Origin of the sequence: Rhodococcus sp. Z13 (genome assembly GCF_025837095.1) — a bacterium.
GTDB lineage: Bacteria > Actinomycetota > Actinomycetes > Mycobacteriales > Mycobacteriaceae > Rhodococcus > Rhodococcus sacchari.
In genome coordinates, this window is the sequence record NZ_CP107551.1 from 780,780 (window position 1) to 806,965 (window position 26,186).

General features: G+C 70.3%; 25 protein-coding genes, 1 pseudogene and 1 riboswitch. Of the genes and pseudogenes, 14 read left to right on the top strand and 12 right to left on the bottom strand.

From position 1 onward, the window contains the following. The first annotated feature begins 54 nt into the window (after positions 1–54). From OED52_RS03680 to OED52_RS03710, 6 genes are all read left to right on the top strand, one after another. Entirely contained in the window at positions 55–1,281 is a 1,227-nt protein-coding gene (locus OED52_RS03680) for an oxygenase MpaB family protein (RefSeq protein WP_264153340.1), read from the top strand. A 368-nt stretch (positions 1,282–1,649) separates the two neighbouring features. Further along, positions 1,650–2,735 (top strand): ABC transporter substrate-binding protein, encoded by a 1,086-nt coding sequence (locus tag OED52_RS03685; protein WP_264153341.1) that lies wholly within the window; start codon positions 1,650–1,652, stop codon positions 2,733–2,735. After that, entirely contained in the window at positions 2,732–3,559 is an 828-nt protein-coding gene (locus OED52_RS03690; RefSeq protein WP_264153342.1) for an ABC transporter ATP-binding protein, read from the top strand. The genes OED52_RS03685 and OED52_RS03690 overlap by 4 nt, the downstream gene beginning before the upstream one ends. After that, positions 3,546–4,415 (top strand): ABC transporter permease, encoded by an 870-nt coding sequence (locus OED52_RS03695; RefSeq protein WP_264153343.1) that lies wholly within the window; start codon positions 3,546–3,548, stop codon positions 4,413–4,415. Before OED52_RS03690 ends, OED52_RS03695 begins: the two co-directional genes overlap by 14 nt. 34 nt (positions 4,416–4,449) lie before the next feature. Further along, positions 4,450–5,802, top strand: coding sequence for an LLM class flavin-dependent oxidoreductase (locus OED52_RS03700; RefSeq protein ID WP_264153344.1), 1,353 nt, complete (start codon positions 4,450–4,452; stop codon positions 5,800–5,802). 387 nt (positions 5,803–6,189) lie between these two features. Beyond that, complete coding sequence (locus OED52_RS03710) at positions 6,190–7,176, top strand: LLM class F420-dependent oxidoreductase (RefSeq protein WP_264153345.1); 987 nt, start codon at positions 6,190–6,192, stop codon at positions 7,174–7,176. On the opposite strand, the gene OED52_RS03715 is transcribed toward OED52_RS03710, so the two are convergent. Next, positions 7,169–7,753: a GNAT family N-acetyltransferase gene (locus OED52_RS03715; protein WP_264153346.1), complete on the bottom strand. Its 585-nt coding sequence runs from the start codon at positions 7,751–7,753 to the stop codon at positions 7,169–7,171. The two genes, OED52_RS03710 and OED52_RS03715, sit on opposite strands and share 8 nt — an antisense overlap. 35 nt (positions 7,754–7,788) lie before the next feature. Next, positions 7,789–8,457 (bottom strand): DUF3239 domain-containing protein, encoded by a 669-nt coding sequence (locus OED52_RS03720; protein ID WP_264153347.1) that lies wholly within the window; start codon positions 8,455–8,457, stop codon positions 7,789–7,791. Between the two features lie 162 nt (positions 8,458–8,619). Between OED52_RS03720 and OED52_RS03725 the strand changes: the two genes are divergently transcribed. The 3 genes and pseudogenes from OED52_RS03725 (at position 8,620) to OED52_RS03735 (ending at position 12,352) form a co-directional block, all read left to right on the top strand. Next, positions 8,620–9,990 carry a CitMHS family transporter gene (locus tag OED52_RS03725; protein ID WP_264153348.1) on the top strand — a complete coding sequence of 457 codons (1,371 nt, stop codon included), beginning with the start codon at positions 8,620–8,622 and terminating at the stop codon, positions 9,988–9,990. 48 nt (positions 9,991–10,038) lie between these two features. Next, a pseudogene (locus OED52_RS03730) lies at positions 10,039–11,708 on the top strand (ATP-binding protein). After that, entirely contained in the window at positions 11,690–12,352 is a 663-nt protein-coding gene (locus tag OED52_RS03735) for a response regulator (protein ID WP_264153349.1), read from the top strand. Before OED52_RS03730 ends, OED52_RS03735 begins: the two are co-directional and overlap by 19 nt. Positions 12,353–12,370: 18 nt before the next feature. On the opposite strand, the gene OED52_RS03740 is transcribed toward OED52_RS03735, so the two are convergent. The 3 genes from OED52_RS03740 to OED52_RS03750 all read right to left on the bottom strand — a co-directional run bounded on the left by OED52_RS03740 (position 12,371) and on the right by OED52_RS03750 (position 14,577). Then, positions 12,371–14,029 (bottom strand): DNA repair helicase XPB, encoded by a 1,659-nt coding sequence (locus OED52_RS03740; RefSeq protein ID WP_264153350.1) that lies wholly within the window; start codon positions 14,027–14,029, stop codon positions 12,371–12,373. Positions 14,030–14,227: 198 nt separating this feature from the next. After that, a complete protein-coding gene (locus OED52_RS03745; RefSeq protein WP_264153351.1) occupies positions 14,228–14,386 on the bottom strand; it encodes a hypothetical protein in 159 nt (52 codons plus the stop codon). Positions 14,387–14,409: 23 nt separating this feature from the next. Then, entirely contained in the window at positions 14,410–14,577 is a 168-nt protein-coding gene (locus OED52_RS03750; RefSeq protein WP_264153352.1) for a hypothetical protein, read from the bottom strand. Positions 14,578–14,904: 327 nt separating this feature from the next. On the opposite strand from OED52_RS03750, the gene OED52_RS03755 reads away from it, so the two are divergent. Together OED52_RS03755 and OED52_RS03760 are read left to right on the top strand one after the other, a co-directional pair. Continuing rightward, on the top strand, positions 14,905–16,512 hold the full coding sequence (locus tag OED52_RS03755) for a GMC oxidoreductase (RefSeq protein WP_264153353.1): 1,608 nt from the start codon (positions 14,905–14,907) through the stop codon (positions 16,510–16,512). After that, positions 16,509–16,982: a hypothetical protein gene (locus OED52_RS03760; protein WP_264153354.1), complete on the top strand. Its 474-nt coding sequence runs from the start codon at positions 16,509–16,511 to the stop codon at positions 16,980–16,982. Before OED52_RS03755 ends, OED52_RS03760 begins: the two co-directional genes overlap by 4 nt. Before the next feature lie 11 nt (positions 16,983–16,993). On the opposite strand, the gene OED52_RS03765 is transcribed toward OED52_RS03760, so the two are convergent. Next, positions 16,994–19,273: a helicase C-terminal domain-containing protein gene (locus OED52_RS03765; RefSeq protein ID WP_264153355.1), complete on the bottom strand. Its 2,280-nt coding sequence runs from the start codon at positions 19,271–19,273 to the stop codon at positions 16,994–16,996. A 59-nt stretch (positions 19,274–19,332) separates the two neighbouring features. Between OED52_RS03765 and OED52_RS03770 the strand changes: the two genes are divergently transcribed. Continuing rightward, positions 19,333–19,521 (top strand): hypothetical protein, encoded by a 189-nt coding sequence (locus OED52_RS03770; RefSeq protein WP_264153356.1) that lies wholly within the window; start codon positions 19,333–19,335, stop codon positions 19,519–19,521. Positions 19,522–19,698: 177 nt separating this feature from the next. Here the strand turns inward: OED52_RS03770 and OED52_RS03775 are convergent, their stop codons facing one another. The 3 genes from OED52_RS03775 to OED52_RS03785 form a co-directional block, all read right to left on the bottom strand. Beyond that, positions 19,699–20,295, bottom strand: coding sequence for a transglycosylase family protein (locus OED52_RS03775; RefSeq protein ID WP_264153357.1), 597 nt, complete (start codon positions 20,293–20,295; stop codon positions 19,699–19,701). Between the two features lie 10 nt (positions 20,296–20,305). Then, positions 20,306–20,432, bottom strand: a riboswitch (cyclic di-AMP (ydaO/yuaA leader). Positions 20,433–20,760: 328 nt separating this feature from the next. Then, positions 20,761–21,153: a YccF domain-containing protein gene (locus tag OED52_RS03780; RefSeq protein WP_264153358.1), complete on the bottom strand. Its 393-nt coding sequence runs from the start codon at positions 21,151–21,153 to the stop codon at positions 20,761–20,763. Next, positions 21,150–21,392 (bottom strand): hypothetical protein, encoded by a 243-nt coding sequence (locus tag OED52_RS03785; protein ID WP_264153359.1) that lies wholly within the window; start codon positions 21,390–21,392, stop codon positions 21,150–21,152. Before OED52_RS03785 ends, OED52_RS03780 begins: the two co-directional genes overlap by 4 nt. A gap of 188 nt (positions 21,393–21,580) precedes the next feature. On the opposite strand from OED52_RS03785, the gene OED52_RS03790 reads away from it, so the two are divergent. Then, on the top strand, positions 21,581–21,988 hold the full coding sequence (locus OED52_RS03790; protein ID WP_264154569.1) for a cold-shock protein: 408 nt from the start codon (positions 21,581–21,583) through the stop codon (positions 21,986–21,988). A gap of 63 nt (positions 21,989–22,051) precedes the next feature. Here the strand turns inward: OED52_RS03790 and OED52_RS03795 are convergent, their stop codons facing one another. From OED52_RS03795 to OED52_RS03805, 3 genes are all read right to left on the bottom strand, one after another. After that, positions 22,052–22,540, bottom strand: coding sequence for a DUF2771 domain-containing protein (locus OED52_RS03795; protein ID WP_318841924.1), 489 nt, complete (start codon positions 22,538–22,540; stop codon positions 22,052–22,054). 2 nt (positions 22,541–22,542) lie between these two features. Beyond that, on the bottom strand, positions 22,543–24,228 hold the full coding sequence (locus OED52_RS03800) for an MFS transporter (protein ID WP_264153361.1): 1,686 nt from the start codon (positions 24,226–24,228) through the stop codon (positions 22,543–22,545). Positions 24,229–24,318: 90 nt separating this feature from the next. After that, positions 24,319–25,134 (bottom strand): glutaminyl-peptide cyclotransferase, encoded by an 816-nt coding sequence (locus OED52_RS03805; RefSeq protein ID WP_413247710.1) that lies wholly within the window; start codon positions 25,132–25,134, stop codon positions 24,319–24,321. A 136-nt stretch (positions 25,135–25,270) separates the two neighbouring features. Between OED52_RS03805 and OED52_RS03810 the strand changes: the two genes are divergently transcribed. Next, positions 25,271–26,185 carry a DUF3027 domain-containing protein gene (locus OED52_RS03810; RefSeq protein WP_264153362.1) on the top strand — a complete coding sequence of 305 codons (915 nt, stop codon included), beginning with the start codon at positions 25,271–25,273 and terminating at the stop codon, positions 26,183–26,185. Position 26,186 lies beyond the last annotated feature (1 nt).

Below are 26,186 nucleotides of genomic sequence, written 5' to 3' on the forward strand. Positions count from 1 at the left end.
GGAAACAGTCACTGTTTCAGTGCTCCACCCGCTGCGTCGTATGGGAGCGACCGCATGGAAAATCCGGCCAGACGCGACATTCTGAAAGCCGGGGGGTTACTGGGGGCGTTGGGGGCTTTCGCTGCGGCGGCCCCCGCCCGGGCGAGACCGTGGAGATGGTCACCGTCCGGGTCGGTACCCGGCACGGGCAGCGGTGCGGACCCCCGCACCGTGTGGGACGACGAGGCCGATCCGCTCGTGGCCTCACTGCTCGATCGCGGGGACGTGCCCCGCGTCAACGAACTGCTCCGCAGCTGGACGAAGAACGGGCAGCCGCTGCCGGACGGGCTGCCGGACGATCTGCGGGACTTCCTCGAACACGCACGGCGACTGCCGCCCTGGGCCGATCCGGGACTCCTCGAGACGGCGGTGCGGTTCAACGAGAAACGGGGCCTGTACCTCGGGGTCCTCTACGGCTTCGTGAGCGGGATGATGAGCACCGTCATCCCCGAGGAGGCCCTCGCCGTCTACTACTCCAAGGGCGGCGCGAACATGAAACGCCGCATCTCCCGGACCGCGAAACTGGGCTACGACATCGGTTCCCGCAATGCCTACCGGCCCGACGGCGAGATGATCGTCACCTCGGTCAAGACCAGGCTCGCGCACGCCGGGGTACGGAACCTGCTGCCACGGTCGTCGCACTGGGCGAACCTCGCGCCCGAGGACGTGCCCATCAGTCAGCACGACATGATGGTCACCTGGCACAGTCTGCCCACCAGCGTGATGCGCACGCTGCGGCAGTGGCAGGTGCCGATCCCCGAGGACGAGTCCCGCGCCTTCCTGCATTCCTGGCAGGTGAGCGCGCACATGCTCGGCATCCGGGACGAGTACATCCCCGCCACCTGGGACGACGCCGAGTCCCAGGCCCGGGAGGTGCTCGACCCGATCCTGGCGCCCACCCCCGAGGGGCAGAAGCTCGCCGACATGCTGCTCGACCTCGGCCGCGGCCTCGACTTCACCCTGCTGACCCGCCCGATCCTCGGCGCACTGACCCGGTTCGCCCTCGGCGACGAGATCGCCGACTGGCTGCACATCCCCCGGGAACCGGTGTGGGGCACGCTGCTCGACGTCGCATGGGGGCCGTTCATCGCGGTTCGCGAAGGGCTGCTGCCACTTCCGCCGGCACCCGAGGCGTACTGGACGTTCGACGAGTTCCTGCGCCAGTTCGTCCTGCTCTACATGTCGGAACTGCGCCCGATCAGCATCGAGATCCCCGAACACAACAACCCGAACCATCCCTGAGTCACCGTCACCGAGCGGTGACCATCCGCGCCGTTCCGTGGAGAGGCCGGCGCAGCCGATGCGCCGGCCCTTCGGCGTGTCCGAGGTCCGTGCGCTCCGAACGACCTCCGAGCCCGGCCGACTTCCGATCAGGATGCGCCCAATCGTTGTCGCACGGGCGCCCCGGCCGGGATGCTGTCACGGTCACAGAACGTCGAAGGGGGATCGATCGTGGCCGAGTGTCGGAGCTGTCGTCTCTGAACGATCGTCGCCGCACCGAAACGGTGCGTGATACGACTTCACAACCATCCGGCCCGCCGTGCTCACATCCGCTCGGGACGGATCCACCGCGCCGCACTTGCGGGCCGATACGAGGACTTACGAAGCCGATGTCGAAGTCGACTCTGCGCGGCGGACTCCTGCGTGCATTCGCAGCCGCCGCAACACTGCTCACACTCGCATCCGCCGCGACCGCCTGCGCGGGATCCGAGGCCACCACCACCGCGGACGGACGCACCGTGCTGCGCTACGAAGGCGCCGCCGGTCAGGTCCTGTTCCCCGAACTCGCCGAAGCCCTCGGTTATTACGAGGACATCGACCTCGAGTGGATCGGCGACAACGGCAACGGGCCGCAGTCGCTGCAGAACACCGCCACGAAACAGATCGAGTTCGGCAGTGCCTTCAACGGTGCCGTGATCAAGGCCCAGGCCGGGAACTCACCGCTGACCTCGGTGCTCGCCTCCTACGGTTCGGACACCGAGAGCTTCAGCGGCTACTACGTGCTCGAGGGCAGCCCGATCCGCACCGCACGCGACCTGATCGGCAAGAAGGTCGGCATGAACACCCTCGGTGCGCACCACGAGTTCCTCGTCCGGGAATGGCTGTCCCGGCAGGGACTTTCCCCGGAGGAGATCTCGCAGGTCGAGCTGATCGTGGTGCCTCCGGTCAGCACCGAGCAGGCCTTGCGCGAAGGCCGGATCGACGTGGGTACGCTCGGCAGCGTCTTCCGTGAGACCGCACTCGAACGCGGCGGGATCCGCCCGTTGTTCACCGACGAGTCGCTCTTCGGGTCGTTCTCGTACGGCACCTACGCCTTCCGCACCGACTTCATCGAACGGAACCGCGACGCCGTCGAGGATTTCGTGCAGGGCACCGCGCGGGCCATCCGCTGGGCCCAGGTCGTGCCCCGCGAGGAGGTGATCGCCAAGTTCGAGGAGATCATCGAGGGACGCGGCCGCAACGAGACCACCGATCTCGTCGGCTACTGGCGCAGTCCCGGTGTCGCCGGGCCGGGCGGCGTGATCACCGATCAGGAGATCTCGACCTGGATCGACTGGCTCGTCCGCAACGGCGAACTCGAGGAAGGCGCGATCGAGGTCTCCGAGGTCTACACCAACGAGTTCAACCCTTATTCCAACGGCACCTACGAACCCACCAGCGGCCCCGACGGTGGGCCCATCGAGGAGGCGAAGTGAGTACCCCCAAGCTCCGGATCGAACACGTCACCAAGCGTTTTCCCGTCCGCGGCACCAAGGACACCTTCACTGCGCTCGACGACATCGGCATCGACCTGGCCGACGGCGAGTTCCTCGTGCTGGTCGGCCCGAGTGGATGCGGCAAATCCACACTGCTCGACCTGCTCGGCGGGCTGAGCGAACCGACCTCGGGACGGATCCTCCTCGACGGCCGGCCCGTCTGCGGGCCGGGACTCGACCGCGGCATCGTCTTCCAGCAGTACGCCCTGCTGCCCTGGCGAACCGCCCGCGCCAACATCGAGTTCGGTCTCGAGGCCAAGGGGATTCCGAAGCGGGAACGCCGCGCCCTCGCCGAGCACTACCTCGAACTGGTCGGCCTGCACGGCTTCGGCGACCGCTATCCGCACGAGTTGTCGGGCGGCATGAAGCAGCGCGTCGCCATCGCACGCAGCCTCGCCTTCGACCCCGAGGTGCTGCTCATGGACGAACCCTTCGCCGCCCTCGACGCCCAGACCCGCGAATCCCTCCAGGACGAACTGCTGCGCATCTGGCGGGAGACCGGCAAGACCATCCTGTTCATCACCCACGGCATCGACGAAGCCGTGTATCTCGGGCAGCGCGTCGCGATCCTCACCTCGCGCCCGGGCCGGATCAAGACGATCGTCGACGTCGACATCGACCGGACCGTCGACGACGTCCGCTCGAGCGAGGCCTTCCGCGTTCTGCGGCACGACATCTGGTCGCTGCTGCACTCGGAGGTGGCCCGCGCGCACGACCTCGAACTCGCCACCGCAACGGAAGAGGTTCAGCATGTCCAGCACTAGCGCCACCCTCACGAAGCCCCGGCCCGCCACCCTGCCGGAACCCGCCGTCACCGCGGTACCCGCACCCGCACCGGAACCGGGCCTCGGGCACCGGATCGGGGCGTCGGCGTGGCATCTGGCCAGGCCGGCCGTCGCGATCGTCGCCTTCCTCGCCCTGTGGGAGACGGCCCCGCGGATCGGGCTCGTCGACGAGGTGTTCCTGCCGCCCTTCACGACCGTGCTCGGTGCATTCTTCGACCTGGTCGGCAACGGGCGGCTCGTCGACCACCTCGCGGCCAGCCTTTCCCGCGCCCTCGTCGGCTTCGCCGTCGCCGTCGCGATCGCCGTCCCGCTCGGCGTGGCCATCGGCTGGTACAAGCCCGTCGCCGACCTGCTGAACCCGATCCTCGAGGTCTTCCGCAACACCGCCGCCCTCGCGCTGCTGCCGGTGTTCATCCTCATCCTCGGCATCGGGGAGACCTCGAAGGTGGCACTGGTGATCTACGCGTGCACCTTCCCGATCCTGCTCAACACCATCTCCGGGGTACGCACGGTCGATCCGCTGCTCGTGAAGTCGGCGCGCTCGCTGGGACTTCCGGCCCACCGGTTGTTCCAGAAGGTCGTGCTGCCGGCCGCTGTCCCCACCATCTTCACCGGTATCCGCATGGCGGCGGCCTCGTCGATCCTCGTGCTCATCGCCGCCGAGATGGTCGGTGCCAAGGCCGGTCTCGGCTATCTCATCACCGCCTCCCAGCTGAACTTCCAGATCCCCGACATGTACGCGGGCATCATCGCGATCTCGCTCGTCGGCCTGGTCTTCAACGGCATCCTCGTCACCATCGAAGGCCGTCTGTCGCGGTGGCGCTCCGATCGATAGATCCCTCGAAAGAAGCAGAACGGTAGGATATTCCATGTCATCGTCTTCGAACCAGCTGCACCTCAACGCGTTCCTGATGGGCGTCGGACACCACGAGGCCGCCTGGCGGAACCCGCGCACCGACGCGCACCGCGTGCTCGACATCGAGCACTTCCAGGAACTCGCCCGGATCGCCGAATGCGGCCGGCTCGACTCGGTGTTCTTCGCCGACGGACTCGCGGTGGGTCCGCGCGTCGAGCACAACCCCCAGGCGATCTTCGAACCGATCACCCTGTTGTCGGCGATGGCGGTGGTCACCGAGTACGTGGGTCTCATCGCCACCGCATCCACCGGTTACAACGATCCCTACAACCTCGCACGGAAGTTCGCCTCCCTCGACCACATCAGCAAGGGACGCGCGGGCTGGAACATCGTCACCTCCGGCGGTGCCGACGAGGCCCGGAACTTCGGCTACGACGACACCCCCGACCACGCCGGCCGCTACGAACGCGCCGCCGAGTTCGTCGACGTCGCGATCTCCCTGTGGGACAGCTGGGAGGACGACGCCATCGAATTCGACGTCGAGTCCGGCCGGTTCGCCGATCCCGCCAAGGTCCACACCATCGACCACGTCGGTGAGCGGTTCCGGGTCCGCGGCCCGCTCGACACCCCGCGGCCCCCGCAGGGGCGCCCCGTGCTGGTGCAGGCCGGATCGTCCGAGAGCGGGAAGAACTTCGCGGCGCAGTACGCCGAGGCCGTGTTCACCGCGCAGCGCACCCTCGAGGAGGGGCAGGCGTTCTACCGGGATCTGAAGGTCCGGGTGATCAAGGCGGGCCGCGACCCGCGGTCGCTGAAGATCCTGCCCGGCATCGTCCCGTTCATCGGCGACACCGAGGCCGAGGCCCGGTCCCTCGAGCAGGAGTTCACCGACCTCATCTCGCCCGCCTACTCGCTGCGGCAGCTGTCGACCGTGCTCGGCGTCGATCTCACCGAGCACTCCCTCGACGCTCCGCTGCCGCCGCTGCCGCCGATCGACCGCATCCAGGGCAACAAGAGCCGTTACCAGCTCGTCAAGGATCTCGCGGAGAAGGAGAACCTCACGGTCCGGCAGCTCATCGGCAAGCTCGGCGGCGGGCGCGGGCACCGCACCTTCGCGGGTACTCCCGAGCAGATCGCCGACGAGATCCAGCTCTGGTTCGAGAACGAGGCGGCGGACGGCTTCAACGTCATGCCCCCCTATCTGCCGGGTGGGCTCGAGGACTTCACGACCCGGGTCGTGCCGATCCTGCAGGAGCGCGGTCTGTTCCGCACCGAGTACACCGCGACCACCCTGCGCGGACACTACGGCCTCGACCGTCCGGTGGGCCGGTTCGCGGCGGAGGCGGAACCCCTCGTCGTGACCGCGTGACGACGGAGCTCGACCAGGGCGGCCCCACCTCGACCGATCCCACCTCGACCGGAAGAGCCTCGTCACCACCGTCTACCTCCCATCCGCGGTCTTCGGGATCGGTGGGGCCGTCGACCTGCTGTGCTCGTATCCGGCCGGTCAACTGAGGGACCGGTTCGGGCGGCGCGTCGTCGCGGTGCCCTCGCTGGTCGTCCTCGCCGCCGCGTTCCTGTGCCTGCCGGCCGCCGACGATCTCGCTTCGCTGACCGTCGGCGGCCTCGCCCTGCTGGGGGCGGCCTGCATGTTCCGCTGGATTCCGCGATACTCACCCTGGCCGCGTCGTGCACCGCAGACGGCGGTGCCGGCCGGACCACCGACGGACCCTGTCCCTTCGACCCGAGGACCCACATGCGTTTCGGACTGTTCGTTCCCCAAGGCTGGCGACTGGACCTCGTCGGCATCGACCCCGCCGACCAGTGGCGGGTGATGCGCGACCTCGCGGTGCGCGCCGACGAGGGCCCCTGGGAGTCGATCTGGGTGTACGACCACTTCCACACGGTCCCCGAGCCCACCGACGAGGCCACCCACGAGGCCTGGACGCTGGTCTCGGCCTTCGCGGCGGTCACCGAGCGGGTACGGATCGGGCAGATGTGCACCGCGATGGCCTACCGCAACCCCGCCTACCTCGCGAAGGTCGCCGCGACCGCCGACATCGTCTCCGGCGGACGCATCGAGATGGGTATCGGTGGCGGCTGGTACGAACACGAATGGCGCGCCTACGGTTACGGTTTCCCGTCGGCGGGGGAGCGGCTGAAGCGCCTCGACGAGGGCGTGCAGATCTTCCGGCAGGCCTGGACCACCGGCACCGCCACCCTCGACGGGAAGTACTACACCGTCGACGGCGCGATCGTGCGTCCGCTGCCCCTGCAGGAGGGCGGCCTCCCGCTGTGGATCGCCGGCGGCGGTGAGAAGGTGACGCTGCGGATCGCCGCGAAGTACGCGCAGTACACCAACTTCGACGGCACCCCGGAGGGATTCGCGCGCAAGTCCGAGATCCTGCGGCAGCACTGCGCGGAGGTGGGCACCGACTTCGACGCGATCGTCCGGTCGGCGAACTACAACGTGGCGATCGGGCGCACCGAGGCCGAGGTACAGGACCGCCTCGAGGCACTGCGGGCCCGCCTCGAACCGATCGTCGGAGCGGAGAAGGCCGACGGAGCCCTCGACCCCTTCCGGGGCATGCCCGCGGTGGGGACCCCCGAACAGATCGTCGAGAACCTCACGGCGCTGAAGAAGCAGGGGCTCGAGTACGCGATCTTCTACTTCCCGGAGGCCGCCTACGACACCTCCGGCATCGAACTGTTCGAGAAGGAAGTGCTGCCGCACCTCACCTGAGCCGGCGCTCGGGTCGGAGCGGCCAGCCGTCCGCGGGACCCGGTGGGTCGTCGGCCGACAGACCGGCGACCCACACGTCCCGCGGTACACCACGCTGGAGCAGTCCTGCCGGGGTGATCCCCTCGAACCGGAAACCCACCCGTCGTGCGACCGCCGCGGATGCGTGGTTGCCGACGAACGCGCGCCATCCGATCCGCCGCACTCCCATTCCGTCGGCGGCGAAGGCGAATCCGCACGCCAGACGTACCGCGGCGGTGGCCAGGCCGCGACCGCGAGCCGTCGATGCGATCCAGTAACCGATCTCCAGGTCGTCGCCCTCGCGCGGCACGAAACCGACCATGCCGCACACCCTTCCGTCCGGCTCGGTGCGAACCGCCCAGTCGGGGAAGCCCTTCGCCCACTTGTCGGGCACCACCGTCCCGACGAAGTGCACCGCGTCGGCGCGGGTGTAGGGATCGGGCACGGTGGTCCACCGGGCGATCTCCGGGTCCCGGCACGCCTCGGTGATCGCGTCCACGTCCGCCGCCCGCGGTGGTGAGAGCACCACCGTGCCGTCGGTCAGGATGCGTTCGTGCATGTCACGAGGGTTCCGGGTCAGTGCAGGGTTCCGGGTCAGCGCAGTTCGGGGGGAAGGTCCTTGCTGTCGAGCTCGAGCCGGCGGTCGGTGGTGGCATCGATCTCGTCGACCTTCTTCACCTGTTCCTTCAGCACCCGCCACTCGGCCTCGGGGATCTGCGCGGCCGCGTCGGCGATGACCTTCCGGTCGCGGGTGCCCCACGCGATCGGCATCGGGCCGACCATCTGCCACATCCCGGAATCGTTGCGGGTGGTGCGGTCGGACAGCACCGCCACGCACGGCACCCGCTCACCGATCACCGCGCGGTGACCGGGGATCGCCTCCATCTTGCGGGTGACGAGCGCGAAATGCCTGCCCTGCGTGTCCGGTTTCGCGATGTCCACCAGGGCGAGAAGCGTCAGACCGCGCGCGCGGGTGGCCGCGACGATGGCCGGGACCAGCGGACTGTCGTGGTACAGCTGCTCGATCGTGCCCACCTTGCGCGGCGCCCACAGCGCCACCCACAGCGAGGTCAGCGCCGCGACCGCGAGCACCGCGGCGACGATGTAGGACCAGGTCTGACCGAGCAGGACGAGACCGACCGTGCCGGCGGCACACAACAGGCCGACGACCACCGCGGACCAGCGCAGGCGGCGGACGTCGGCGAGGGTCTGGTTGACAGCCTTCGCGTGGGGCAGGTCGACGGGGAACTCGAAACGACGCACGCCCCCAGCTTATGGGAACCCCTCCGGCGGCCCGATCGCGATGCACCACGCTCGAGCAGAATGCGCAGAACGGTGCTATCGCGCTCAACGGTGACTCGGCGCAGGCGGGCTCACACACTCTGCTGTAGCAGAGATCACACCCCGTCCGAAAGTGGGCACCGCATGCTCGTCGTCCTCGGCTTCCTGATGGTCGCCACCTTCATGTACCTGATCATGTCGAAACGGGCCACACCGGTCGTCGGCCTGATCCTGGTCCCCGTCGCGTTCGGGCTGATCGCCGGTGCCGGCACCGGGATCGGCGACATGATCGTCGACGGCGTCGAAAGTCTCGCCCCCACGGCGGCACTGCTGTTCTTCGCGATCATCTTCTTCGGGATCATGATCGACGTGGGTCTGTTCGACCCGCTCGTCCGGCTCATCCTGCGGCTCGTGCGCGACGACCCGACGCGGCTGGTGGTCGGCACCGCGGTGCTGGCGATGATCGTCTCCCTCGACGGGGACGGGTCCACGACCTTCATCATCACCACCTCCGCGCTGCTGCCCCTCTACCTGAAACTGAAGGTCAGCCCCGTCGTCCTCACCGTCGTCGCCGGCCTGGCGAACGCCACGATGAACATCATCCCGTGGGGTGGGCCGACGGTCCGTGCGGCCAGCGCGCTCGGACTGTCCCCGTCCGAGGTGTTCGTCCCGATGATCCCCTCGCTCGTCGTCGGCCTCCTCGTCGTGCTCGGCTTCGCCGCCCATCTGGGTGTCGTCGAACGCCGCCGCATCGGCCGGCTCACGTGGAAGCCCGACACGATGCCGCTCGGTGCCGGCCCGTCCGGGGTGGGCACGACCCTCGGCAGGGACGCCGCCGGAACCGACGGGGAGATCGGGCGGTTCGCCGCCGGACTCGACCCCGACCGCCCCACTCTGCGCCCGCGGTTGCTGCCCTTCAACGCGATCCTCACGGTGGCGCTGCTCGTCGTCCTCGTCCTCGACGTCCTGCTGATCCCCGTGCTGTTCATGATCGCCGCGGGTCTCGCGCTGGCCGTGAACTTCCCGCGCGTCGCCGACCAGTCCGCCGCGATCGCCCGGCATTCGTCGAGCATCGTGTCGGTCGTCGCGATGGTGCTCGCCGCGGCCGTGCTGACCGGTGTGTTCCAGGGCACCGGCATGGTCGAGTCCATGGCGCTGTGGCTCACCGGTGTCATCCCCGACGCGCTCGGCCCGTTCCTCGCCGTCATCGCCGGTCTGCTCAGCATCCCCATGACCTTCTTCATGACCAACGACGCCTTCTACTTCGGTGTGCTGCCCGTCCTGGCGGAGACGGCGACGCAGTACGGCATCGAACCGGTCGAGATGGCCCGCGCGTCGATCACCGGACAGCCCGTGCACATGCAGAGCCCCCTCGTCCCCGCGATCCTGCTGCTGGTGACCCTCGCCGGGGTGCCGCTGGCCGACCACCACCGCAAGGTGCTGTGGCGTGCCGGGATCGTCTCGGTGGTGATGCTCGTCGTCGGTGTGCTGCTCGGGCAGATCCCGCTCGGCTGAGACGGGCCCGGGCCACACTGGACGGATGGGACGAACAGGAGCGACGCGGTGAAACTCCGCACCCAGGTACTGCTGCTCCAGTCCGCGGTGGTGGCGGTGGCGCTCGGCATCGGATTCACGGTGTTCGCCACCACCACCGAGGACCGCGTCACCGGCGAGCACGGGGAGCGGGCACTCGCGATCGCGCGGGCCGTTTCCGCCGACCCGGCCCTTCGGGACGAGGTCGTCCGCTACTCGGCCGCCGACGACGGCGTGGTCTCCCCGGGCAATCCCGAACTCGCCTCCGGCGCGGTGCAGCAGGCCGCCGAATCCGTCCGGGTCGCCACCGGCGCGTTGTTCGTCGTGGTCACCGACGACCGGGGACTGCGGCTGGCCCACCCCGAGCCGGACCAGCTCGGGCGGAGGGTCAGCACCGATCCCACCGAGGCCCTCGCCGGACGGGAGGTCGTCACCAGCGAGTCGGGCACCCTCGGCGACTCGGTGCGGGCCAAGGTGCCGGTGACCGATCCCGCCTCCGACCGGGTGGTGGGGGAGGTGAGCGTCGGTATCGCCACCGACAGCGTGCGCGCCGACCTGCGCAGCGATCTCGGCGACGCAGTCCTGATCGCGCTCGCGGCACTCGCGTGCGGCGCCGCGGGGTCGTGGCTGCTCGCCAACCGCTGGAAGCGGCTCACCCTGGGACTCGAGCCCGAACAGCTCACCGAACTGGTCCGGGAACAGGAGGTCGTGCTGCACGGCATCTCCGACGGTGTCGTCGGCACCGACGCCCACGGTGTCGTCACCGTCGTCAACGCCGAGGCGCGGCGCCTGCTCGGTCTCGACGACGGGATCGGCCGCCCCGTCGACACTCTCGGGATGACCCCGCGGCTGCTCGACGTGCTGCGCGCCGCGGACGGCATCCCGGTCGCGGCGACCACCGGCGACCGGGTCGTCGTCGCCGTCTCGCGCCGCGTCGTGCGCGACGGCGCGACCTCGGCACCGTGATGTCGGTCCGCGACCGCACCGACATCGAGACGCTCACCCGCGAACTCGACGCGGTCCGGTCGATGAGCACAGCGCTGCGGGCCCAGCGGCACGAGTTCGCGAACCGGCTGCACCTGCTCGACGGACTGCTCCGCCAGGGGCGTGCCGAACAGGCCCTCGAATACATCGAACAGATCCTCGGCTCGGGCCCGCTCGGCGAGCAGCTCGAGGGTGCCGACGCGCTCGCCGACCCGTATCTGCACGCCTTCCTCGCCGCCAAGGCGGCCCACGCACGCGAACAGGGCGTGACGCTCGTGCTCGGCGAGAACACCTGGGTGCACTCCACCCTGCGGGTGCCGGTCGACGTCACCACGGTCCTCGGCAACCTCCTCGACAACGCCGTCGAAGCGGCCCGCACCAGCGCGCACAGCCCGGCCGAGGTCGAGGTGGAACTGATCGAGGACGGACCGGACCTGCACGTGAGCGTTGCGGACACCGGCGCCGGCGTCGACCCCGGCCTGCCGGACGTCTTCGCCGAGGGCGCGACGACCCACCCCGAGCCGGCCGTGCCCGGCGGCCGCGGGATGGGACTGGCGCTGGCCCGGCGCGTGGCGCGGCTGCACGGCGGCGACGTGGTGCTCGCGGACCGCGGTGGGCGGCGCACGCCGGACAATCCGACGGGAGGCGCGGTGTTCGTGGCGACGATGGCCGGGGTGCTCGACGAAGGGGACACGGGATGGGCGGAACGGATCTGAGGGTGCTCGTCGTCGAGGACGACTTCCGGGTCGCGGAACTGCACGCGTCCGTGGTGTCGGGAGTGCCCGGCTTCACGGTCACCGCGGTCGCCGGGAGCATCGCCGCGGCCCGCGACGCGATCCGGGACGCGCCCGTCGACCTCGCCCTCGTCGACGTGTACCTGCCGGACGGCTGCGGCGTCGACCTGATCCGCAGTCTCGACTGCGACAGCTTCGTGCTCGGCGCCGCCGGCGACGGCACGACGGTGCGGGCCGCGCTCGCCGCCGGCACCCTGGTGTATCTGGTCAAACCGTTCGCGAGCACCGAGCTGGCCCGGCGCCTCGCGGCCTACGCACAGTACCGCCGGGTCGTCGCGGGCGACGAACTCACCCAGACCGAAATCGACACGGCGCTGGCCTCTTTGCGTCCGGTTCTGCCGACCGCCCGGACCCCGGCCTCGCAGTCGGTGACCAAAGACCTCGTGCTGCAAGCACTCCGGGAATCCTCGCAACCCCTGTCGGCGGGGGAGGTGGCCGCGACCATCGGGGTGTCGCGCGCCACGGCCCAGCGTTATCTCGCGGCGCTCGTCGCGAAGGGACAGCTGCGAATGCAGTTGCGCTACGGCACGACCGGCCGCCCCGAGCAGGAATACCTCCTCCGCTGACCCCCGCCGGGCGAAGCGTCAGCCGATCTGCGGTCCGAGCAGATCGTCGGCATCGGTGATGCGGTAGGCGTAACCCTGCTCGGCGAGGAACCGCTGCCGGTGCGCGGCGTACTCCGCGTCGAGGGTGTCGCGCGAGACGACCGAGTAGAAGTGCGCCTGCCCGCCGTCGTGCTTGGGACGCAACAGCCGTCCGAGCCGCTGCGCCTCCTCCTGCCGCGACCCGAAGGTGCCCGACACCTGGATCGCGACCGACGCCTCCGGCAGGTCGATGGAGAAGTTCGCGACCTTCGACACGACGAGCACCTTCAGTTCCCCGGCACGGAACCGGTCGAACAGCGCCTCGCGTTCCTTCGTCTTCGTCGACCCCTTGATCACGGGAGCGTCGAGGGCCTCGCCGAGCTCGTCGAGCTGGTCGATGTAGGCGCCGATGATCAGTGTCGGGGCGTCCTGGTGCTGCGCGAGGATCGACTTCACCACCGGGATCTTGGTGCGCGCGGTCGAGCACAGCTTGTACCGCTCCTCCGGCTCCGCGACGGCGTAGGCCATGCGCTCGGCGTCGGTGAGGGTCACCCGGACCTCCACGCAGTCGGCCGGGGCGATCCAGCCCTGCGCCTCGATGTCCTTCCACGGGGCGTCGAACCGCTTGGGGCCGATGAGTGAGAACACGTCGCCCTCGCGGCCGTCCTCGCGCACGAGCGTCGCGGTCAGGCCGAGGCGGCGCCGCGACTGCAGGTCGGCGGTCATCCGGAAGACCGGCGCCGGCAGCAGGTGCACCTCGTCGTAGATCATCAGGCCCCAGTCGCGCGAGTCGAACAACTCGAGATTGCGGTACTCGCCCTTCGACTTGCGGGTGATGACCTGATAGGTGGCGATGGTCACCGGGCGGATCTCCTTCTTCTCGCCCGAGTACTCGCCGATCTCGTCCTCGGTGAGCGAGGTGCGGGCGATCAGCTCACGCTTCCACTGGCGGCCGGCGACGGTGTTCGTCACCAGGATCAGGGTGGTCGCGCCGGCCTTCGCCATCGCCGCGGCACCCACCATCGTCTTGCCGGCGCCGCAGGGCAGCACCACCACACCGGAGCCGCCGTCCCAGAACGAGTCGGCGGCCATCTCCTGGTAGTCGCGCAGCTTCCACGGGTGGGTCTCGAAGTCCAGGGAGATCGGGTGCGCCTCGCCGTCGACGTAACCGGCGAGGTCCTCGGCGGGCCAGCCGATCTTGAGCAGCAGCTGCTTGACGCGGCCACGTTCGCTGGGATGCACCAGCACCGTGTCGTCGTCGATGCGGGCCCCGAGCATCGGGGCCATCTTCTTGTTGCGCATCACCTCCTCGAGCACCGCGCGGTCGAGGCTGACCAGGCACAGCCCGTGCGCGGGATGCTTGACCAACTGCAGGCGGCCGTAGCGGCTCATCGTGTCGACGATGTCGACGAGCAGGGCCTGCGGGACCGCGAAGCGCGAATGGGTGACCAGCGCGTCGACGACCTGCTCGGCGTCGTGACCGGCGGCGCGGGCGTTCCACAGGGCCAGCGGGGTGATCCGGTAGGTGTGGATGTGCTCGGGGGCACGTTCGAGCTCGGCGAACGGCGCGATCGCCTGCCGTGCCTGGTTCGCCCGTTCGTGGTCGACCTCGAGGAGCACGGTCTTGTCGGATTGGACGATCAGCGGCCCGTCGGCCATGAGTGCCTCCTGGGATGGAAAGTAGAACTTTCCCATTCTCCAGGCCTCGGCCGGGCCGCGCCACCCGCCGGATGCGGGAAACCGTGCGCCCACCGCACCCGGCGGTGATCGCGCACGGCTTCCCGCATCCCCTGTGTCCCGGCCCGGAGGGGCCGATGTGTGCCGCCCGGAGGGGCGATGCGGACCGACCCCGGAGGATCAGCGCGTCAGCGACCGCCGCACCTCCATGACGCACACCAGCGCCTCGGAGATCCCGGACCGATATCCGGCGTCCTTCTCGGAGGCGACCTGCCTCGCATCGAGTTCCGATTCCAGTCGCTCCTGGATCCTGTCCAGGGCGTGCAGAGTCCGCTTCATTTCCCGCTTCGTCTTCTCGTCTCTCAGGCCGGTTGTCGCATCGCACCGGCGCGCTCGTCGAGAACGAACACACGGGCACGCGCCAATGCGGCTCGATATCCGAGCCGATACGCGTCGGTGCCCGTTTCGCGTTCCGACAATTCACTGATCTTCTCGTACAGAACTTCCAGCGTCCCGATTTCGATGTCCATGGCGTGCAGTTGTTTTCATCCCCGCTTGCGCTTGGGGAGAAATTCGCCGGACTCGACGATCCTTCGACGTTTCTCCTGTCGCCGTTCCTTCAGGGTTTTCACGGGTTTTTTCGGGCTTTTCCGCTTGTCGGCCATCGCACCCCTCCTTTTCGACGGGCGAATCACTCAACAGGTCCACACCATACGTCATTTCGGAAAAAATGCCAGTAATGCAGAAAATCGCCGTGCGACAGGCGAACACGTGACGAAAACCCGCCGCAGGGAAGAGGTCCCGGTCACCACCGGCTCGCCGATCGGCACGGGTCACATCCCTCTATGCTCGGCCTCATGTCAGCACAGACCCAGGCCGACGCCGCGGACGTGATCGTGGTCGGCAGCGGATTCGGTGGCGCCGTCACGGCGCTGCGATTGGCCGAACAGGGCCGCCGCGTCCTCGTCCTCGAACAGGGACGCCGGCACACCCGCGACGACTTCCGGGCGGCCCGCCGCGACCCGCGCCGCTACCTCTGGATGCCCGAACTGGGCCTGCGCGGCTTCTTCTCCCAGCGCGTCCTCGCTCATGTCGGCATCATCGGGGGCGTCGGGGTGGGCGGCGGCAGCATCGTCTGGGCCGGTGTGCTGCTCGAGCCGAAGGACGCCTTCTTCACCGATCCCGCCTGGCCGTCCGTGACGTCGGGCTGGCGCGCGCAACTCGCCGAGCACTACCGCACCGCCGCGCGGATGCTCGGCCGCGCCACCGCCCCGATCGAGGGCCCCATGGACCGGCACCTCGGCATCGTCGCGACACGCATGGGGGCGGGGGAAACGTACGGTCCGACCCCGATGGCAATCTGGTTCGGGGAGGAGGGCGTCACCGTCCCCGATCCCTTCTTCGGGGGTGAGGGCCCGGAGCGCACCGGCTGCGTGATGTGCGGCGGCTGCCTCGTCGGCTGCCCCTACGGCAGCAAGAACACCCTCGACCTCAACTACCTGTGGCTCGCGCAGCGGCGCGGCGCCCGGATCCGCCCCGACAGCCGCGTGGACTCCGTCGCCGCCCTGCCCGGCGGTGGCTACGAGGTGCGGCTCGCCGGCGGCGAGAGCCTGCGCGCCCCGGAGGTCGTGCTCGCCGCCGGTGTCCTCGGCACCGTCGAGCTGCTGTTTCGGTCCAAGGAGAACGGGGGGCTGCCGCACGTCTCCGACCGCCTCGGCGTCGGGGTGCGCACCAACTCGGAGGCCATCACCGCCGTCCTCGCCGACGACGTCGACGCCGACCTGACCCGCGGCCCGACGATCTCGAGCGAGTTCTATCCCGACGAGCGCACCCACGTCACCCAGAACCGCTACGTCGGCGGGTGGCACATGCGCTTCCAGCTCGGGCCGCTCGTCGACGGCGACGACCCGCGCCGTCGCCGCCGGGAGACCCTGCGGGCACTGCTCGCCCGTCCCGACCTGCAGCTGCGAACGATGTTCGCGCGCAACTTCATCCGACGTCTCAGTGCGTTCACCGTGATGCAGAACGTGGAGAACGAGATCCGCCTCGTGTTCGACCGGTCGCCGGTACGGCCGTGGCGCCGGGTCCTGCGCTCGCGCGGTGTGGACGGTCGGCAGGCACCGAGCTACCTGCCGCAGGCGAACGCGGTGGCCCGCGAGTTCGCCGACTCCATCGGCGGACGGCCGCTGAACCTGCTGCTCGAGAGCGTCGGCGGCAAGTCCATCACCGCGCACGTCCTCGGCGGGGCCGCGATCGGTACCGACGCGACCACCGGGGTGATCGACACCGACCACCAGGTCTTCGGCCACCCCGGCCTCTACGTGGTGGACGGCTCCGCCATCCCCGCCAACGTGGGGGTGAACCCGTCCCTGACCATCGCCGCGATGGCCGAACGATTCGCGGCCCGCTACGCCGAACGGCACCGCACCGGTACCGCTCGCCCGACCGTGACGGAGGCGTCATGACCACCTCGAACCACAGCGCCCTCGACGGCCTGCCCGGATCGCTGCGCGGTCTGCGCGCGTTGTTCCGCTCCCTGCCCGCCGCCGGCGCACCGCCCGTCCCGGGCGCCTACCGGGTCACCTTCGTCGGGCCCGCAGCCCTGCGGATCGCCGCGCCCCGCGTGATCGCCCTCGGCGGCATGCCGAACTGGTACGGCAAGCGTTTCGACCCCGACGGCACCGCGGTGAACCTGCTGGGGGAGGGGGCTGCGCTGCGTGAGGTGCTGCCGATGTGCGTCGCCGCCGAGGCGTCCTGGCTCGACGGCCGGCCGGCGACCGTCGTCTCCTACGGTGCCGACGGTCCGGTGCCGTGGCGGTGGGTGCGCGACGAGTTCCGGCCGCTCGATGCCTCCACGCTGCTCGGGCTGACCTTCGCCGTCGCCCCGGCTTCACGGGTGCTGGCGTCCCCGTTCGTGCTCGTGCGGCAGGACTGATCCGGTCCGGCTCAGTCGACCAGGGACACCGAACTGACCCGGTGCAGCACGAAGGTGCGCACCGAACCGGTCGCGGGATCGAAGGCCTGCAACTGGCCCCCGCCCACCGACACCGGATCGACGATCCGCCGCGTCGCGACCCCCTGTGCGTCCACGTAGCCGAGGGAGACGCTGCGCTTGGCGTGCACGGCCAGCTGCAGCAGGGCGAGGGTCGCGGCACCACCCGAACGGCTGCCGTCCCCCCGCGCCGACGCCGTCGACGACGCCGACTCGGCACGGTCCCCGGCCCGCAACGTGCGCACGAGCGTGTCGAGCTGCTCGTCGCTGGGGACGGTCGGGCCGCCGTACCGGGCCCGGGGCCGCGGCACGGACACCCGCGCGCCGCGCGGCCGCAGATCCACCACCGCGCCCGAGGCGTCCTCACCGGCCGGGGCGAAGCCCGCGGCCCGCAGCTCGGTGAGCACATCGGCCAGCGGCGCCTGCGAGATCGCGACGGTCGGCGCCACGGCCCGCAACGCCAGTGTCGCGGCGACGGGGGAGGACAGCACCTCCGCGAGCAGGGCGGGATCGTCGGCGCGCACGAACGAACTCGCCACCCCCGCCCGCAGGCGGCCGTGCCGGCGCGCGACGTCGTCGATGAGATAGGTGAGCGACTGCGGCACCGGTGTGCGCGAATGGTTCGCGAACAGGGTGTGCAGGTCGCTCGCGCCGAGACCGGCGTCGAGGGCGCGGCGCACGCTGGCGTCGCCGATGCGGTAGACCGTGGCGGCGCCCGCCGACTCGATGTCGGCCACCAGCGCGATCCGTTCGGCGAGTTCGGGGACGAGCGGGCCGGGTGCGACCACCGTCAGATCGGCCTGGACGAGCACGTGGTCGACGGGTTCGGGCAGTACCGCGGTCATCTCGGCCTCCGCGTCGCCGCCGTGGAGCAGCGCCTTGCCGGGCGATGCGAGGCAGCCGTGCGCGACGAGTCCGAGGAAGGTCGCCTCGCGGACGGTCTCGACCACCGAGACGGTGTCGAACCGCCCGGCCCAGCGGGGCCGCCGCCAGGCCGCGGCCGCCCGCAGCGCGCTCACGTCCGGACCGTCCGCGGGGATCTCGGACAGCACGTCGAGCAGCAGCCGCCGGTCGCGGGCGGCGGTCGGGGACTTCACCTCGTCGGACAGCGCGGCGATCGGCTTGTCGTTCGGGTCGCGGCGGCCGACGAGCCACGGCCGCCGCCCCAGATCGAGCCACGCCCCGGCGAGGACCGCCCATCGGTAGGCGGGGGAGGCGGCGAGCCAGGCGTCCGTCGCGGTGGTGGGCGCCCAGTGGTCGTCGTCGGAGGCCGGGGGCGGATCGGGCAGACCCCGCGCGATCAGTCCCGCGCCGGCCAGGACCTCGACGAGCAGCGCCGTCTCCTGGTCGTCGAGCCCGACCCCCTTGCCGAGACGGTGCAGTTCACGAACGCCGAGCCCACCGGCCCGCAGGACCGGCGCGGGTTGCTCGCCGAGCACCTCGAGCAGGTTCTCGCAGTGCCGCAGCAGTTCCAGGGCGGCACCGGCCGCGGTGGCGTTGACGTCGGTGGCCGCACGGGTGCGTTTCGGGGCGCGCGGCGGTGTGAGGGCGGCGGGTTCGAAGGGCGCGTCGTCGCGCAGGGCCTGACCCACCCGGTGGGGCAGTTCGACGGTCTCGTCGTCGAGGCGCAGCAGCAGACCGGCCGCGAGCAACTGCTGGACGGGCCGGTCGGCGGGAGTATCCGGCGCCGCGTCGCGGGTGCGACCCACCGGAGAGGTGCGCGAGAGGGTCTCGAGGATGCTGCGCTGCTCCGGCGGAAGTGCAACGAGCAGGTCGTCGAGCTCCGTGCCGGCCGGGACCGCGGTGTCCTCACCGCGTCCCACCCGCCACGGCACGGCGTCGACGGCGGCGGGAACGAGCCGCAGGGCGTCGTTCGGCCCCCACACCAGCAGCAGGGAACGGAGGGTGGCGAGGATGCGGTCGAGATTCTTCGCGCTGGTCCGTCCCGCGATCTCCTCGAGGACGGCGGCGCGCGGGACGGGAGTGTCGACGGCGCCGGCCCGGGCCAGCAGCTCGATGATCCCGAACTCGGCGGTGGTCAGTTCGTCGGCGGCCCGGAACACCGAGGCGCGTTGCTGGGCGCGACTCGCGAGGACCGACATACTCGCAGGTGGCGGCACCACGAGGTCGGGGCGGGCGCGCAGCGCGGCGGCCAGTTCGGAGTCGCGGCGACCGGCCAGCCAGAGGGCGAGCGAGTCCGGGACGGAGTCGGGAGCGGGCGTGGTCGGGGGCATCGGTTACAGATTAGAGACCTGCGGTAGCACGCCCCGAACTCACCTGACAAAATGAGCGCATGGCTACCTCTTCGAAAAAGCATTACGTGGACCACGGATGGCCCGAGCTGGTCGACGGCGAGCACGCCGTCACCGAGTTGTCGTCCACTCGCTCCGGCCCGCTCTCGCCCTACGGTGAGGACATGGAGTTCCCGCTTCCCGTCGAGGACCTGCCCTACACGCATCCCTACACGGTGATCAACCGCTGATCTCCGCGGACGGCGGTTCCCGCCGATCCCGATGCGAGCCGGACGCCCGGCCCCTCTCCCCGGAGAAGGGTCGGGCGTCCGTCGTATGAAACCGCGGTGAGGGCCGGACGGGCCCGGATACGGAAGGACCCCGCACCGGCCCGGTGCGGGGTCCTTCGTGAAGACGCTGGTGCCGGATTACTGCGCGGCCAGAACGGTGCGCACGGCGTCGAGGATGTTCGGGTCGAGCTCGATGCCCGCATCCTGCAGAGCGGTGACACCCTGCTCGAAACCGGCGAGGAGGTTCTGGACCTCGGCCGGGAGCTGAGCGACGTCGATGCCCGCGGGGAGCTGCGGGGTGACGGCCGGTGCGGGGGTCTCGACGATCGGCGCGGCCGGGACGGCGTCGACGGTGCGCGGCGTCGCGGCGCTGGTCAGGCCCAGGCTGGACGAGCAGGAGGGCCATGCGCCCCAGCCCTGGCCGGCGAGCACGCGCTCGGCGACGGCGATCTGCTGCTCACGGGTGGCCTGGTTGGCGGTGGGGGCGTACTGCGAGCCGCCGTAGGCGTTCCAGGTGCTCGGCGAGAACTGCAGGCCACCGTGGTAGCCGTTGCCGGTGTTGATGGCCCAGTTGCCGCCGGACTCGCACTGTGCGAGGCGGTCCCAGTCGGAGTCGGGAGCGGCGTTCGCGGTGCCGCTGAACGTGACACCGGTGACACCGAGGACGGCTCCGGTCAGCGCGAACTTGGCGACGGTACGACCGGTATTGGTGGGCTTGCGATGGCGTCCGCTCATGTCGGTTCCGTGTTCCTCTCCGTACGCGCCTACGAGGTCAGCTGTCGGGTTCGGGCTGAAGAGGTCGCCCGGCCGTCCTGCTCCGTGGAGCTGTCCGGCTTCACCCCGAGAACCGTCGCGAGCGGCGGTTCGGGCCTCCTGGACACCCGGCGGCGGTAGCCGCCCGGTTCCTGGGAGACCGGTGGGTCCCCCGTTTCCTGTCCCCGTGGATCGTTCGTCGGGACTTCCGGAACCGCGGGACAGGAATTTGGCGCGGCAGTTCCGGACCGGCCGAGCCAGGCGGTTCGGCCGGAAACGACGGTAACGGCTCGAGGCCCGAAGTGTCACCAATTGATAACGCACGCCCTCGCGGGCGTGCGTCGGTGTCCGGGATGGACCGATTTGCGAAGCTGCAGGTAGTGACCTTCGGGCACCCGAAAAGTCGTCCCGAGACCTGCTCGTTATGCCGCCGTTATGTGACCAACCTCACAGGTAACCTGGACGGCTGTCCACGGAGACGATGTCCTTGCCGAGCGGCATGAGGGAGATCGGCACCATCTTCAGATTCGCGACGGCGAGGGGGATGCCGATGATGGTGATCGCCATCGCGATCGCGGAGGCGATGTGCCCCAGAGCCAGCCAGATCCCCGCGACGAGGATCCAGATGACGTTGCCGATGAGCGAGGCCGCACCGGCCGTCGGCTTGTCGACCGTCGTCTTCCCGAACGGCCACAGCGCATAGACCCCGATCCGGAACGAGGCGATACCGAACGGGATGGTGATGATGAGGATGCAGCAGATCACCCCGGCGGCGAAGTAACCCAGGGCCAGCCACAGACCACCGAAGATCAGCCAGATGATGTTGAGCAGGACCCTCATGTGCGGTCTCCGTTCCGGGCGCGGCGGCCCGAGCGCAGGGCGAAGGCGATCGCCAGCACGAAGCCCAGGGGCCAGGCCAGCGTCAGCAGATACAGGACGAGGCCGGGCGTGCCGTCGGTGACCACGGGAGTGAGGAAGATGGCGGCGACGGCCAGCACACCGACGAAGAAGCAGACGATCGCGGCCTTCAGGAGGCCGTTATCCGGTGCGGCAGACGAATCCGAAGCAGATGTACCCACGTCACCACGGTAGTCCGCCCACGCCCGGTCGTGGCCGTCCGGTGCGCCGAGACGATCCGGGAGCGACGGGTGCGGCCGGGTACACTGGCATCGTCTACGCGTCCCACTCCGCCGAGTCGGGGCGCGTTGTTTTGCATGTGTCCATGGTGTCCGACGAGGGCACCAACGTCGAGGAGCGGGTGAGCGCGGTGCCGACCGGCAGGGTGAAGTGGTACGACGTCGAGAAGGGCTTCGGCTTCCTGTCCCAGGACGAGGGAGAGGACGTGTATGTGCGCGCCTCCGCGCTGCCGGAGGGAGTCGAGGCGCTGAAACCGGGTCAGCGCGTCGAGTTCGGCATGGCGGTGGGCCGTCGCGGGCCGCAGGCCCTGAAGGTGGAGATCCTCGAGCAGCCCACGCTGCGGCAGGGCCGCCGGGAGGCACCGGCCCAGCAGAAGCGGCGCACGCCCGACGAGCTGCACGGGATGATCGAGGACATGATCAAGCTGCTCGAGGCGGCGGTCCAGCCCGACCTGCGTCGCGGCCGCTATCCCGACCGCAAGACCGGGCAGCGGATCTCCGAGGTCATGCGGGCCATCGCTCGCGAACTCGACCACTAGAGCACCAACGGCAGCGGTCGCCGTCGCACGACGCGACGGCGGCCCGCTGCCGTTGTGGGGAGCTCAGAACGTCCGGATGGCCCAGACGGCGTGCGCGATCGGCTCGCCCGCCTCGTCGACCACGGCCGACGGCAGCTGGATCTCGACGCCGAGCAGCTGCAGCGCCGGGTCGCTGGGGACGGTCACCGCGCGCTGGGCACCCGCCTCGAACATCTGCCCGTCGAGGAAGGTCTGGCCGGTCCGCGTGTCGCCGTAGACGGTGATCATCCGCCACGGGGCGTCGGAGATCTCCGCCGGCAGCGACAGCTGCAGCGGGTAGCCGGCGGGAACGTAGAGCTCGCCGAGGGGGTGCTCCACACAGTCCTCGAGGTAGAGATTGCAGTGCTGGGCGGGGGCGACGGTCACCGTCTCGCCGTACGCGTAGGCCGTGATGGTCGGAAGGGCGGGCTCGGCCGAGTCGACCAGCTTCCAGACCGTGGCGGCCACACCGGCGGCCACGACCACCAGGGCCACCAGCAGCAGCGCAAGAGTCTTCTTCGTCCGAGCCTTCACGTTCATCGATTCCCATCTCCGTTGGTGGATCCACCGGCACCCGGACGGCGCCCGGCGGTCGCCTGGGCGGACACGTGCTCGGGACGCCGACCGCCGAATCCCGGCAGCAGTGTCCCCCCACGGTAGGACAGCGCGGTCTGGGCGAATCCCAGGACCAGCACCACGGAGACGACCGTGAACCCGAGCCACAGTTCGGTGGGCAGCAGAACCCCCATCGCCCCACCGAGCACCCAGCTGAGCTGGAGGACGGTCTCCGAACGGCCGAAGCCCGACGCGATCGACTCCTCCGGCAGATCCTGCTGCAGGGACGCGTCGAGCGAGACCTTCGCCAGCGCACTCGCGCAGGCCGCGACGAACGCGGCCAGCGCGGCGGCCAGGACGTTGCCGGTCGCGGCGACCACCGCGGCGACGATCACCACCGCGGCGGTGCAGCGCACGATGATCAGGGCGGGACGGCCCAGCGCGAGCCGCGCACCGGTGGCGTTGCCGGCGAAGTTGCCGACCGCGGCGGCCGCACCGACACCGCCGAGCATCGCCGCCTGCATCAGCGGATCCTGACCGGTGGCGTTCTTCGCCACGAACGCCATGAACAGGGTCAGGAAGCCGGTGAGCACCCGGATCGTGCCGTTGCCCCACAGGCCGGTGACGACCGCCCGGCCCAGCGGCTGGCGCCGCTTGCCGGACTTGGTGACGATCACCTCGGTCCGCGCATCGAGCACCTCGGTCCTCGCGTCGGCGTGGTACGACAGCGTCGCCGGCACCTCACCCTCGGTGACCTCCACCCAGGCGGGGATCCGCATGCTCAGATAGGCCCCGAAGGCCGTGATCGCCGCGCACAGCCACAACGCACCCGACGACCCGAACGCCCACGCCGAGGCCGCGGCGATCGCACCGGCACCGATGGTGCCGCCGACCAGACCGAAGACCGTCAGCCGGGAATTGACCCGCACGAGATCGATCTCGGGTGGCAGCACCCGGGGGGTGACCGCGGATTTGAGCACCGAGAACGATTTGCTCAGCACCATCATCCCCAGCGCCGCCGGATACAGCAGCCAGCTGTCGAAGTTGAACACCAGCACCACCGCCAGCACCGTGCGCAACGCGAACGAGGTGGCCAGCGCGACGCGGCGGCCGTGCTGCAGCCGGTCGAGCAGCGGGCCGATCAGCGGCGCGATGATCGCGAACGGCGCGATGGTGATGAGCAGGTACAGCGCGACCTTCGTCTTGTCCTCACCGGTCGCCGCCGAGAAGAACAGCGTGTTGGCGAGCGCGACGGCGATCGCCGCGTCGGACGCGAAGTTCGCCATCGTCGCGTAGGTGAGGGCCGTCAGACCCGACTTGTCGGCGCCGTCCGCGGTCGCGGCCCGACGGAAGGTCTGGATGCCCTTCGAGGTGAGCTCGCGGCTGCGCAGCGCCGCCACCCGCGTGACGGTGAGCTTGCGGGGCATGCGCGGGGCGCGCGGCGCGTCTTCGGCGGAGGAGTCGTCGGGCCGCGCCTCGCGATCCGGTCGCGCGGCCGACGCACCGGCGAAGCGACGGGTCTCGTCCACGGGATGCAGAGGCGGCAGGGGAGTGCGCCGTCCCGACACGCGGCGGGGCGGCGGATAGTTGCTGTACCCCGGATGCTGCGAACCCGGGGCACGGCGCTCCCCACCGTCGTGGGTGGGTCGCTCGTCCGGTTCCGTCACATCTTCGATTCTTCACCACGAGGCCGCGCTCGGAGCGCAAGGGCGGGACATGGGCTCGAGCACACCGCCCGTGCACGGCACGGGTGGATCTCAGGGCACGAACCGCACCTCGAAGACCGTCGGCCAGTACTTGCCGGTGACGAGGAAACGATCGGTCCCGGGGACCTGCGCGATGCCGTTGAGCACGTCCACTCCCGCATCGTCGGGCAGCGCCTCGCGTAGCGGCGACGCGTCGATGTGCGCCTCCACGTGACCGGTCTCCGGATCGATGCGCACGATCTCGTCGGTCTGCCACACGTTGGCGTACACCGAGCCGTCCTCGGCGCATTCGAGTTCGTTGAGGTTCGGCACCTTCCGGCCCTCACGATCCACCGTGACCCGGCCGATCTCGTCGAAGCCGACGGGATCACGGAAGGTCAGCTCGGCCGAGCCGTCGCTCATGACCAGGCGGTCGGGCAGTGCGCACAGCCCCCACCCCTGGCCGTCGTAGCCGACGCGGCGGATCTCGGCGAGGGTGTCGCGGTCGCGGACCAGCGCGACCTCGTCCTTCCATGTCAGCTGCCACAGTTCGTCGCCGACGACGGTGATGCCCTCCCCGAACAGGTCGCCCTCGACGGGAACCCGCACCCGCTCGTACTCCGCGAGCGTCACCTGCCCACCGTCGAGGTCGACGGGACGGGCCGCGACCCACGAACGGCCGACGCGCCCGGTGCCCTCGACGAGTTCACCGCCGTCGATCTCGAAGCCCTGCGTGAACGCCTCCGGGTCGTGGGGGTGGGTCGCCACGATCTCCACGCCGAGTTCGCGGGCGGGCGGCCCGGGATCGACGACGACGTCCTCGCCGCATCCGGAGAGGGACAGACAGATCGTCGCGAGGACCGCGGCGGAGGGGAGCAGACGGCGCACGCGCACATCGTGACATCCCCTCCGGGGCCGGTGCGGTACCGCCTTCGCGCGACCCGCGGACGCGGGAGCCGACAGGTCAGGCAGAATAGGCGGCGTGAGTGCTGCGTCTACTTCCGCTTCCCGAGGAACGAACCCCGTGGTCGATCCGGCGGTGCGCTCCGTACTCGCCGACGCGGTGGACATCGCCCGTGCCGCGCTCGACGAACTCGGGGACGGTGGAGTCGGCGCGTATCTGGGGGTGACGAGCGAGGACGACTGCGCGGCCACACACCGGTTCGCCGCCGATCTCCCCGGCTACCGCGGTTGGCAGTGGGCCGTCGTGGTCGCCGCGGCCCCCGACTCCGATCACGTGACGGTGAGCGAACTCGCGTTGCTCCCCGGCCCCGACGCTCTCGTCGCACCCGAGTGGGTGCCCTGGAACCAGCGGATCCGTCCCGGCGATCTCGGCCCCGGCGACCTGCTGGCCCCGATGCCCGACGATCCGCGGCTGGTTCCCGGCTACATGGAGTCCGGCGATCCCGCCGTCGACGAGACCGCGCTCGAGATCGGTCTCGGCCGCAAGCAGGTCATGAGCCTCGAAGGCCGCCTCGACGCCGCGCAGCGGTGGTTCGAGGGCGATCACGGCCCGAACTCGGAGATGGCGAAGGCCGCTCCGTCCTCCTGCTATCTGTGCGGCTTCTACCTGCCGCTGGCCGGTTCGCTGCGGGCCGCGTTCGGGGTGTGCGGAAACGAGTTCGCCGCCGACGGGCACGTGGTGCACGCCGAGTACGGGTGCGGAGCCCACTCCGACACGACCCTGCCGACCGGCGCCGGTTCGCCGATCTACGACGCCTACGACGACTCCGCGATCGAGATCGTCGACCTGCCCCCGGCCGGGAACACGACCGCCGCGACCGCACCGGAGACGGCCGCGCCCGCCCCCGCGGAGCAGGGCGAGGCGATTCCTGCGGAGCAGGACGAGGCTACGGCGGAGCCGACCGAGGTGATCGCGGACGAGTCGTCTGCCGAGACGGCCGCGGATGCGACCTCCGGACCGGAACAGACCGACTGAC